The organism is Phaeobacter sp. JH20_37 (assembly GCF_048056015.1).
Classification (GTDB): domain Bacteria; phylum Pseudomonadota; class Alphaproteobacteria; order Rhodobacterales; family Rhodobacteraceae; genus Phaeobacter; species Phaeobacter bryozoorum.
Map to the genome: position 1 here is coordinate 1 of NZ_JAYMWW010000021.1, position 10,254 is coordinate 10,254.

Below are 10,254 nucleotides of genomic sequence, written 5' to 3' on the forward strand. Positions count from 1 at the left end.
TATACCAGACAAAATAAACAACATGGCGCCCCAAGGGGCGATTCTGGCGTTCGTAGCACTGGATGGTATGCATCCTTGGCCGTGCAGGCGGAGAAGGTGCTGAAGCTCGATCCCTTTGTCGGGCATCTGTTTGTGTTCCGGGGCCGTCGGGGTGATCTGATCAAAATCATTTGGTGGGATGGCCAAGGTGCGTGTTTGTTCTCGAAGCGCCTGGAACGCGGCAAGTTTGTGTGGCCTGCCACCAAGAAAGGCAAAGTGTCCCTCTCGCCTGCGCAACTGGCGATGCTTCTGGAGGGCATCGACTGGCGCACGCCGGGCAGAACCTGGAGACCTTTGCGCGCAGGTTAGGATTCCTTACGCAAATCCAATGGTGTAAGCTGCAGCCATGATGGCCGAAGCGATGACATTGCCGGAAGATTACGGAGGGCTCAAAGAGTTCACGACCCAGCTTCTTGCCGAAATCAAAGCCCGGCCATGCTGATTGAGCAGCTTCGCCACCAGGTCGCGGGGCAAAAGGCCTAGCGCTACGGATCGACCTCAGAACAGACCAAGCAGCTCATGTTGGCGCTTGAGGCAAGCGAAGTGGCCGAGGCCGCGATGACGGCCAAGATGAAGCTTCCCCCAAATGAGCCCAAGGACAAACCAAAGCGCCGTCCGATCCCGGACCACATCCCACGCAACAACATCGAACTCTTGCCGCAAAAAGATCACTGCACATGCGGCGGTGCATTGCGCCAGATCGGCGAGGACGTGACCGAAGAACTGGAATATGTGCCGGGACGGTTCGTCGTGAACAAGATCACCCGCCCGCGCTTTGCCTGCAAACGCTGCGAGCAGTTCACCCAGGCTATCCTTCCATCTCGCCCCATCGAACGCGGTCGCCCAGGGCCCGGGTTGCTGGCGCATGTCTTGGTCAGCAAATATGCCGACCACTTGCCGCTGTATCGCCAGAGCCAAATCTTCGAACGCGATGGACTTGATCTCGACCGTTCCACCTTGGCGGACTGGGTTGGCAAAACGACAACGCTTTTGGCCCCGCTGGCAGATGCCATCGGCAAGCACGCCTTGAAGGGCAAGGCCGTCTTCACCGGCGATACACCCGTCAACATGCTCGCACCCGGAACGGGCAAGACCAAGACCGGACGCCTTTGGGTCTATGGCCGTGATGAACGGCCATGGGGCAGCGATGCGCCTCCCGCTGCTTGGTATCAGTTCTCCGAAGACCGGCGCGGGGCGCACCCGAAGGATCATCTCAGCAAATACAAAGGCTGGATGCACGCCGATGGTTATGCTGCATATGAGGAGCTTTATCGCGACCACGGCATCAAAGAGGTCGCCTGCATGGCCCACATCCGGCGCAAGTTCGTGGATGTTCATCGATCTCAGGGCTCAAGCATCGCCGAAGAAGCGATCCTGCGGATCAGCCAGCTCTACGCCGTTGAGAAAGAGGCGCGTGGTTCACCGCCAGATCAGCGTGTTGCCATCCGGCAGGCCAAGGCCACACCTGTCTTCGATGACCTGCAGGATTGGCTGGGTAGGCAACTCACGATCATATCGGGCAAATCCCCGCTCGCTCAGGCGATCCGATATGCGCTGACGCGCACGCGGCGGCTCAGGCCTTACTTGGCCAATGGTATCCTAGAACTCGACAACACCACAGCCGAACGCGCCATGCGGGCTATCGCTTTGGGCCGCAAAAACTACCTCTTCGTCGGTTCACCCGCCGGTGGCCGCGCCGCTGCCGTGGCATACACGCTCATAGAAACGGCAAAACTCAACGGCGTTGATCCCCAAACCTGGCTCGCTTACACCATCGCGCGCATCCCCGACTACAAGATCACCCGCGTGAACGACCTGCTGCCTTGGGTAAACGGAAAGGTTATCTCATGACTGCTGAACGTCCTGCACTTGGTCTGCGTCAGGCTTCTTTGTCTTTGACCGAATACGACCCCAGATGGGCTGAATTGTTTGCCAAAGAAGCCGCGTTGATCGCACAGGCTCTGCCAGATGTGCAATTTGATATCGACCATATCGGCAGCACCTCAGTACCCGGTCTGACAGCAAAACCCATCCTGGACATTGCCATGCGCTCAACCCACGAAGAGCAGATTGCGACCGCTCTTGCGAAGTTGGGTTACATCGACAGAGGCATTCGAAGCGGGCGGCTGTTTATCCGGCTGCGCGATGGTGACATCAGAACCCACAATCTGCACCTGTACCATCCCGACGATGCCGATTGCCGCGATCAAATCGCCTTCCGTGACGCGCTACGAGGCAACCCAAAACTCCGGCATCAATACGAACACCTTAAACAGACGCTTGTCGAAGAAGAACTCGGTGACCAAGGCCGAGGATCATATGCAGGGCGGAAAACCGAGTTCGTAAGAGCCGTCATCGACGCTCAGAACAAGTAACGGCGGTCAGACCGGACGCTTACCCTGATCCGGCAGCGTGCCGGGACGAAGGAGCGACGATGGCCAGACGACCCAGACGGAACCACAGACGCAGCAGCCAATATGGCGATCAGTCCGGAACGCCTGCCACGGGCGCCATTGCCGCGTGAGCGGCTTCGTCCATGGGCTCACTACCGACTTGCGGCGATGCGGCGGCAGGGCTGCCGCGAAACTTTATCGGGGCGCTTCTGCCAGACGACGTTAAGCTGCCCAACGTAGGCATGGCCGCCTCATGTCAGCTAGAGGCCGGTTCGGCGAGAAGCTGCACTTCGAGTTCTTCCTGCCGCAGGCGGAGTTTTCTCTGATCGGCTTTGAAATCCTTAAGGGCATGCCGCCGGATATCGGTCGCAATCTGGCCTTCGGCGCTTCGCCTTGCGTCTAAATCCACCGGTTCTTCCGTCATCTCTTTGTCCTCTGATACATCAGCGTTCGGCCGCGGCCGTCAGGCCGGGAGAGGAAGGAGGCGTGCTCCCAGCCGGCTCTCCGGTCTCCATTCCTCTCAGAAACCTGAAAAGTTCGCTGTCCGTTGTCAGAACCAGCGTCGTTCCCCCTGAAATCATGTCCTTGTAGGCCTGCATCGTCCGGGTGAACGCATAGAATTCGGCTGCTTGGGCGTCGGTGTTGTAGGCTTTTGCGTAGATCGCAGCCGCCGAGGCGTCAGCCACGCCGCGGATTTCCTCGACGGCGCGATACGCCTCGGACTGTATCTTGTTCAGGTCGCGCACCCGGTTGCCGCGGATCCGAGCGGCTTCGCCATTGCCCTCGGAAAGGAAACGTTCAGCGATCTGGCGGCGCTCTGAGATCATGCGGTCGTAGATCTTCGGACGCACACTCTCGTTGTAATTGATCCTTTTGAAACGGATATCGAGAAGCTCGATCCCAAAAACGCGAACCTTTTCTGAGGCGGCTGCGAAAATCTCCTGTTCTACAAGTGCGCGGCCTTTCTGGATAGGAACCAGAGAACCTATGTCCTGCGCGCGCTCCTCATCGGTCAAAAGCGTGTCGCGCAGCGGGGTCCGGCCCTTCGTGGTCCGGATAATCTCTATCAGCTCGTGTTTGGCGACAGCATTGCGGGTTTCGCTGCCGAGAATATCGTCTAGACGGGATTGCGCGCTGCGCTCATCGCGCAGCCGCAGAAAATACTGCAACGGGTCGGTGATTTTCCAGCGGGCGAACAGATCGACGGATATGTAGAGCTTGTCCTTGGTGGGCATGTCAGAAGGATTGCCGTCCCACTCAAGAACCCGGCGGTCGATCCGGTTGACGTCCTGAACGATGGGCAGCTTCAGCTTTAATCCGGCCGTTATGACTGGTTCGCCCACAGGTTTACCGAATTGGGTGATAATGGCCTGCTCGACTTCACCAACTGTGTAGAGGGAACCGGAGGCAATCACGCCGGCAGCAACCGCAATCCCTGCGAAGAGCCCCAATCTGATGTTCATGACGGATCCTCCTGAAGCCTGTCGAGGTTCAAAAGCGGCAGGATGCTCGCAGTCGATCCGTCGACAATGATTTTTGACAGGATGCTGGGCAGAACATCCTGGAGGGTTTCTATGTATATCCGCCGCCTCGTGACCTCAGGCGCCTTTACGTATTCGGCCAAAAGCGCGGTGAACCGTGCTGCGTCGCCTTCCGCCTCGTTGACGCGTTTCAGGCGATAACCGTCAGCCTCGCGGATCCGCTGATCTTTCTCGCCTTCGGCCAGCGGAATGACTTTGTTGTATTCGCGGCGCGCCTCATTGATCAGGCGCTCCTTTTCCTGCTGTGCCTGGTTGACCTCATTGAACGACGCCTGAACCGGTCCCGGCGGGTTGATGTTCTTCAGCTGGACCTGGTCGATGCTGATACCCATGGCGTATTTCGTGGACAGAGCCTGCATTTTGAGAAGTGCCTCGCTCTCGATCTCCTGACGGCCGATGGTGATGACCTCGTCAACGGTGCGGTCGCCAACAACCTCTCGCATCACGGACTCAGAGACGTAGCGCAAGGTCGCGCTTGGCTCGCGTACCTCGAACAGGAATTTCAGGGGGTCAGAGATCCGGTACTGCACCACCCATTCCACAAGCGCGGCATTCAGATCTCCCGTGACCATTTCGGTTTCGCGCCGGCCGTCTGACGGGCTCTGGAAGGGATCACTCCGGCCCGGCGTTGTGAACCCGAATTCCTGCTTCAGCTGCCGTTTCACGGGCACCAGCGTGGCAACGTCGATGCCAAGCGGGAATTTGAAATGCAGGCCAGGCGGAACCTCAGCAGTGTATCTGCCAAAACGCTGGACAACGGCGACAGAGTCGCTCGGGACTGTGTAATATGAAGACCAGGCCGCGACAGCTGCCAAGACTATCGCTCCTGCGACCAGTATGCCCTTCACAGGGGGCCGCCCATCAGGGAGCAATCCGCCCAGCCGGTCGCGGCCTTGACGAAGAATTTCGTCGATATCGGGCGGATTGCGCTTCTGTCTGCTTTGCCATGGCCCGCGGTCTTCTGGGCCGCCGTTCTGGTCGGGCATATCGTTTCCTCTCCTGGTCTCTCAAACCGGCATCCGATACAGACCTTTGACGCCAAGGCGCCTGCGCACGGCTTATTCCCTCTGTGTCGGCATTCCTTCGTTCTCCGCGGCCTGGATTGGTGAATTTTCCGTTGGCAATTCACCCGCTATAGCCGCATCCGGCGCCTCTTTGTGCGCCTGAGATGCGCCCCCGCCCGAGTAAAGGTTCCGCAGCTGAGTTTCGGAGACCCCGTCGGCCACCATCACCAGCCGGACCATCGGGTCAGAAAGCATTTCTTCCAGGAAATATTCGGCCAGTTCTTTTCCGGTGAGCTTGTCCTTTGCCAGGGCGTCATCGAGGTCGGCCAGCGAAACGGTCAAGGTTCTCGCCAGCCCGGGGTGGAATTCCCTGGGATGCAACTTCACGGCGACAGAAGCTCTCCAAGTCTCAGGCTGCAGGCTGTCGGGAGGTGAACACAGTTCCGTTTCAATGTCATATTCTCCGGCAGGGAGCGTTTCGCTGAAGCCCGGAACGTTGAAAGGCCGGGCAAAGACCGCAATGGATTTTCTAACTGCCTCGTTCATGGGTGGGGTCCTCTCATCGAAGCGACAAGCGGGCCAAGGCTGCGGCTACTGACGCAGTGCCCTTGTCGTGGTAGTCCCCGTGGAAAACACCGTCCACCTTGACCTCCCAGATTCCATTCCTCTTCCGGGCACGAACGCGCTCCGCCTTCGCAGTTGGACGATAGGGGTGTGTCGAAATTTGGATATCTTCCGGTTTGTGCAGTGGCTTATCGAGCACGCTGGAGCTTGCGGCCTTTGGCAAATGCGGTTCTCCAAGAGCCATTACGGTGCGAATGAATTCCTCTGCATAATCATCCGCGTTTCGGTGGTCATGCTCATGGCTCACCATGGCCATTGGCTCAACAAAACGCTTCTTAAGGTGTTCAAGGAAACGCGGTTCCGTGCGGGACATGTAAGCAATGAGCGACTGGAGAATCCGTTCATGGGCCAGAACGCGCCGTTCAAGATCTGTCATTTCAGGCAGAGATGGTAACATGGCACTGTTCATCCTTCATTGATCGTGTTTTCCGGGCGCTCCGACGACTTTTCGACGTCAAGGGCTGCAAGACAGGCCTGCGCAATGTCCCGGTCCGGAAACTCGGTTCCCGGGACCGTCGCCCAACCGGCTTTCATGAGGGCATCCCGCTGCCGGTAGGTAGCAACGGCCCTGATCGCTGCCAGCTTTGCGTCGCGTTCCGCATCGGTTCGGGCCATGTCCAGACAGACCGGGACCAAAGCCGTGACTACATTGTTGCGGGACATGGTCACGGCCATGCCGTGTGACGTTCCGCCGGTCACCCAGCCGCCCCAGGTAAATCCGCCGATGCCTAATAATGCGCCACCTATCACGGCGCCGTAGAGGCCGGGTTTAAGCCATTCGGGAGTGTACATTGTGAATCCTCCAGCGGGGAAAGCGCCGCCTCGCTATCTTCAAGTGTTGCGTTTCGGGTCTTGGCCGAGCGCTGCTTCCAGGTCGGTCCAGGTAGTTGGCCGCAACTCTGTCCGGCCCGGTAAACGCCCCTTGCCGTGGATGGTCAGGTAAATCGCCGTTCTGCGGTAAGCCGTGAAACTCAGCCCTTCGATAAGCTCCTCCTCGACCAGCACTTCGTATTCGCCGGAAGGCAGTTCGTCCGGATATCCGGGCAAGGTAAAAGGCTGCGGGAAAGTCATGGTGGATCTGATTGATCGCAAGGCCATCACCGGTCTCCGCGATATGTGCATGTCTGCCGCGCTGCCTTGGCTGCAGCATCCCGGTTGCCGAGAGGCAGCCAAACTTTGCGGCCCTCCTACATTACCCCGGAACCGGGCGGTGCGTGCTGACCCATGTTAGCGCCGCTGGGGTCCTGACCGCTCTGGCATACGCGGACCCAAACCTTCGGCTAGACTTCAGAGGACTGGAGACCGGCTGATCTGCGTCAGCGCGTGCGTCGGGCAATGCGGGTATGATCGGAGTTATCCGAAGCTTGTTACCCGGCAGGCGGCAGCCCGGTTCTTCTGGAACAGCCGCTTCCCGATCCGAACACCTAAAAAGGGAGGATATGCCGATGCCAGCCGCTGGCATTCTTCAACCCCACAGCCCTGAGTTTGACCGCTTTTTGCAAGCCTTCGTTGGCGAGGACCGGAATGGCAATGCTGTTACGGTTCTATCGGCCCTCGCGCGGCTTGAGCTCGAACCTTGGGAGGAGGCAGCCGCGCTTGCCGCGTTGGAGAAAGAGGTCGCAGGCTCGCGACTGGAGATGCTGCTGTCGCAATTCCGCGACGTGCCCGCACTCAAGCAGGATAGCGGAACGCTCGCGCGGAAACTGACCCGGCTTCTCCCCAAACGCAAGCGCTTGATGGCTGTTTCTGGCGCCGCAGAAAACGGGCCGACGAATTTGTCTGGGTTGATCTGGGCGGTACTGACGATCCTCTTTCTGATTTTGCAGTTAATACTCACAGGCACTCCGGGGACGGGCCAATGATGTCAGGCAAAACACGGGACGGCGACCGCAGTGATGGTAAGGACTATGCGGTGCTATGGGATCTGGAGGAGCGGTGCTGGACCAGCGGCGCGGACAGCGCCCGCACCGTGACTGCAAAAAATGCAGTGATGATACTTCCCTATCCGCCGGGCATTCTTCAGGGCGGGCAGATCCTGGAGCATGTGAAGAAAAACACGGGCTGGCGAACCGTGGAGATGAAAGACCGCAGCCAAATCAGGCAAGGGGCCGTTGCTGTGCTCGCCTACCGCGTATTCGCGGAGAAGTCAGGCTTGCCAATCTATGAGGCGCTCTGCGCGTCCACATATCTGCTGGACAACGGCCGGTGGCTGCGGCTGTCACATCAGCAAACCCCCACCACCTGATGCCAGCGGGATGAACCCTCACCTTGGGGCGATATCTTTAACGCACTTCTTGGCATGTGAATCGGCTCCTGAGCTCTTCGTTCAAAGATCATCAGCCAGAAGATGCGGACCCGCCCCAAGCTAACCTGCATCAGTGCTGCGGAGCAGAGAAGATGGGTACATGGCTGCGTGCCTGCCGAATCTCCGGCGGCACTCATTTCCGAGCAGCAGAGAAGCACGGGATGCGTGCGGTTCCTCAAATGGACTGCATTGCACTGCGTGCCCTATTCTCGGAATGTCCAAGAAAGGACAATCCAATGACACCCGAACAGACCAATGCCGCCGAGAAGATGACCTCGGTCAAGGCAGCCTGTGACAAGGCAATCGCCGGCCCCAAAAAAGACCGGGCTGTGAAGCACTACCAGGCGGCCGAGAAGGCGCACGCGGCAAAGAACCACGCCGAAACGAACAAGGAACTGGACGCGGCTAATAAAGCGCTTTCGTGATACTCCTTTGCTTTAAATGAAGATCGGGCCGCCCCAGGTTGTTCCGGGGGGAGGGGCGGCCTTTTTCATTTCAAGAGCGGGCCGGTCTGATCCAGATACGCCGGATCGAACCCCGAAAACTCTACCAGCCCGTCATAATTGCCGAACGTTACACGGCCGTCCCGAAATGTCAGCAGGCCGCGTTCGCGAAGCTGCCGCAAGACACGGTTCACATGGACGGCGCTTAGGCCGAGCGCGTCAGCAAGATGATACTGTGTCAAAGGGCAGACGTAGCCTTTCTTGCTCCCCATTCCGACCAGCTTCAGCCTTGCCCCCAATTCCAGCAGAAAATGCGCCATGCGTGCATCCGCAGCGCGGCGGCCAACTCCTACGAGATGTTCGACCACCATGGCTTCGTCCCGTGATGCCGCCCAGAGAATTGCTGCCGCGAGGCGAGGCGTCTTCTCGAAGGCTTCCAGAAGGTCGTCCGCAAAGACCTCTGCCGCCTGAATATCCGTGACCGGCTCGAAGCTATGGTCGGAGGTGCGCAGCAGCACGCTGCGCAATCCAATAAAGTCCCCCGGTATCTGGAAATCCACGATCTGGCGGGTTCCGTCCGGCTGAAGCTTGTAGGAACATACCCAACCGGCGGCCAGAATATAAGCGGCCTGATCCGACTGCCCCTGATGCACGAGATCACGCCCCGCCAAAAAGGACCGGCGGCGCAGATGCAAACGCTTCAAGACGCCCAATTCATCTTCAGACAATGCGACGAAGACTTGCAGCTTCCGTGTAAGCGGGCTTTCTAAGATATCCGTCATCGGGGCCTCTCAAGCTGGAAAGAAACTCCAGACGCAATCGCGCACAGACTGCTTTCGGTTAGCCCAGCATACCATTTTTCTGCGAAGATGGTTGGGACAAGCGAGGCCAGTCTGCTGCGCGATGTTTTACCGTCACCGGAAGGATACAATAAAATGCTCAGCGAGAAAGACTTCTCGGGAATGGCTGCCCTCTCGATCTGCGAAGCACTGCTGCTGGCGATGAACGATCACAAGCTCCTGCCCGAGCGCGAGATCGTGGGTATCCTGCGGGACGCTGCAAAGACGCATGAAAACGCAGCTGTTACTGATGGCGAGATAGAGGCGCATCGAGCCGTAGCGGGTCTCATCAACCGGATCATTGCTGGCGGGAACTCCGTTCGGAGGCCGCCGGGATGATATACTCAATCGCAGCGTGATAGACTTCGCCTATGCCGCTTTCGTCCAACTCTTGCAATGCACGGAGCCACCAGGCCGACCTGCAGGACATACCGGGTGGCACGGGCCGCAAAGACGGTAACGTCCAATCTGACATTGTCTGACGTCAGCGCCAATGGGACAGTGTAGCGCGATTTGATAAGAGCGGGTTTCCGGCTCATCGTAACCACCATTGAGTGGAGATGAGGCGACGCACTTCCGTATGCGAACGCCCAAGAACGTCCGTACCGAGATGGCCTTCCATGTCCTCGCCGATAAGATCAAGCGAATGATAGCCCCGATCGGGGTACGCGGGCTTCTGACTGCCATTCCGGCCTGAAGGGCGGTGCTCAACTCAAGCTGCACCGCAGAAAACGCCACAAAAGCGCGGATTCAGCCCTCTCCGGCGTATAAGACGCTAAAGTGTTCCTGGATCCGGCTGCCTCCACAAAATCGACTGAAACATCCTCATCGTCGAGAAACCAGGCGAGTTTCCACAGACCCTCGGCTGAAGCCAGACAAATTGCTGCGGCAAAAGCCTTGGAGCAGGCTTTCTTGATCGTGAGCATTGTCGCGAAGAGCCTGATCGAACAGTAGTTATGACGCAGCTGGGCGATCTCAAGGCTCTGTCCATCACCTTTGCCGCTGACGCGATATACAAACCTGTGTTCAGCAGTGATCCGGCGGGACCACCAGCCGCTTAAATCGC

Annotated in this window: 16 protein-coding genes; 7 read left to right on the forward strand and 9 right to left on the reverse strand. The window is 58.4% G+C overall.

Features of this window, described 5'->3' with window-relative positions:
• From tnpB to VWZ87_RS18115, 3 genes are all read left to right on the forward strand, one after another.
• Positions 1–348: IS66 family insertion sequence element accessory protein TnpB (gene tnpB, locus VWZ87_RS18105; protein ID WP_416536341.1), on the forward strand; the 348-nt coding region annotated here is incomplete at its 5' end.
• Positions 349–558: 210 nt separating this feature from the next.
• Positions 559–1,890 carry an IS66 family transposase gene (gene tnpC, locus VWZ87_RS18110; RefSeq protein ID WP_416536342.1) on the forward strand — a complete coding sequence of 444 codons (1,332 nt, stop codon included), beginning with the start codon at positions 559–561 and terminating at the stop codon, positions 1,888–1,890.
• Complete coding sequence (locus VWZ87_RS18115) at positions 1,887–2,414, forward strand: GrpB family protein (RefSeq protein WP_416536343.1); 528 nt, start codon at positions 1,887–1,889, stop codon at positions 2,412–2,414. The genes tnpC and VWZ87_RS18115 overlap by 4 nt, the downstream gene beginning before the upstream one ends.
• 274 nt (positions 2,415–2,688) lie before the next feature.
• Here VWZ87_RS18115 and VWZ87_RS18120 read toward each other — a convergent pair whose 3' ends face one another.
• From VWZ87_RS18120 to VWZ87_RS18150, 7 genes are all read right to left on the reverse strand, one after another.
• Positions 2,689–2,856: a hypothetical protein gene (locus VWZ87_RS18120; protein WP_416536344.1), complete on the reverse strand. Its 168-nt coding sequence runs from the start codon at positions 2,854–2,856 to the stop codon at positions 2,689–2,691.
• Positions 2,857–2,875: 19 nt separating this feature from the next.
• Positions 2,876–3,895, reverse strand: coding sequence for a protease modulator HflC (hflC, locus tag VWZ87_RS18125; RefSeq protein WP_416536345.1), 1,020 nt, complete (start codon positions 3,893–3,895; stop codon positions 2,876–2,878).
• The gene (gene hflK, locus VWZ87_RS18130; RefSeq protein WP_340545778.1) at positions 3,892–4,959 is read right to left on the reverse strand and encodes an FtsH protease activity modulator HflK; all 1,068 of its coding nucleotides are present in this window, start codon (positions 4,957–4,959) and stop codon (positions 3,892–3,894) included. The genes hflC and hflK overlap by 4 nt, the downstream gene beginning before the upstream one ends.
• Before the next feature lie 72 nt (positions 4,960–5,031).
• Complete coding sequence (locus tag VWZ87_RS18135) at positions 5,032–5,523, reverse strand: hypothetical protein (protein ID WP_340545777.1); 492 nt, start codon at positions 5,521–5,523, stop codon at positions 5,032–5,034.
• Between the two features lie 13 nt (positions 5,524–5,536).
• On the reverse strand, positions 5,537–5,998 hold the full coding sequence (locus tag VWZ87_RS18140) for a hypothetical protein (RefSeq protein WP_416536346.1): 462 nt from the start codon (positions 5,996–5,998) through the stop codon (positions 5,537–5,539).
• A gap of 8 nt (positions 5,999–6,006) precedes the next feature.
• The gene (locus VWZ87_RS18145) at positions 6,007–6,393 is read right to left on the reverse strand and encodes a hypothetical protein (RefSeq protein ID WP_416536347.1); all 387 of its coding nucleotides are present in this window, start codon (positions 6,391–6,393) and stop codon (positions 6,007–6,009) included.
• A gap of 39 nt (positions 6,394–6,432) precedes the next feature.
• Positions 6,433–6,672, reverse strand: a complete 240-nt coding sequence (locus tag VWZ87_RS18150) for a hypothetical protein (protein WP_416536348.1) — start codon at positions 6,670–6,672, stop codon at positions 6,433–6,435.
• A 368-nt stretch (positions 6,673–7,040) separates the two neighbouring features.
• Between VWZ87_RS18150 and VWZ87_RS18155 the strand changes: the two genes are divergently transcribed.
• The 3 genes from VWZ87_RS18155 to VWZ87_RS18165 all read left to right on the forward strand — a co-directional run bounded on the left by VWZ87_RS18155 (position 7,041) and on the right by VWZ87_RS18165 (position 8,331).
• Positions 7,041–7,463: a hypothetical protein gene (locus VWZ87_RS18155; protein ID WP_416536980.1), complete on the forward strand. Its 423-nt coding sequence runs from the start codon at positions 7,041–7,043 to the stop codon at positions 7,461–7,463.
• Positions 7,460–7,846: a hypothetical protein gene (locus VWZ87_RS18160; RefSeq protein WP_416536350.1), complete on the forward strand. Its 387-nt coding sequence runs from the start codon at positions 7,460–7,462 to the stop codon at positions 7,844–7,846. The genes VWZ87_RS18155 and VWZ87_RS18160 overlap by 4 nt, the downstream gene beginning before the upstream one ends.
• A gap of 296 nt (positions 7,847–8,142) precedes the next feature.
• Positions 8,143–8,331 carry a hypothetical protein gene (locus VWZ87_RS18165; protein ID WP_416536351.1) on the forward strand — a complete coding sequence of 63 codons (189 nt, stop codon included), beginning with the start codon at positions 8,143–8,145 and terminating at the stop codon, positions 8,329–8,331.
• Between the two features lie 65 nt (positions 8,332–8,396).
• On the opposite strand, the gene VWZ87_RS18170 is transcribed toward VWZ87_RS18165, so the two are convergent.
• The gene (locus tag VWZ87_RS18170) at positions 8,397–9,131 is read right to left on the reverse strand and encodes a Crp/Fnr family transcriptional regulator (protein ID WP_340545770.1); all 735 of its coding nucleotides are present in this window, start codon (positions 9,129–9,131) and stop codon (positions 8,397–8,399) included.
• A gap of 153 nt (positions 9,132–9,284) precedes the next feature.
• Here VWZ87_RS18170 and VWZ87_RS18175 point away from each other — a divergent pair, with 153 nt between their 5' ends.
• Positions 9,285–9,527 carry a hypothetical protein gene (locus tag VWZ87_RS18175; RefSeq protein WP_340545769.1) on the forward strand — a complete coding sequence of 81 codons (243 nt, stop codon included), beginning with the start codon at positions 9,285–9,287 and terminating at the stop codon, positions 9,525–9,527.
• Positions 9,528–9,895: 368 nt separating this feature from the next.
• Here VWZ87_RS18175 and VWZ87_RS18180 read toward each other — a convergent pair.
• A partial coding sequence (locus VWZ87_RS18180) for a type II toxin-antitoxin system YoeB family toxin (RefSeq protein WP_416536352.1) occupies positions 9,896–10,254 on the reverse strand: 359 nt, incomplete at its 5' end.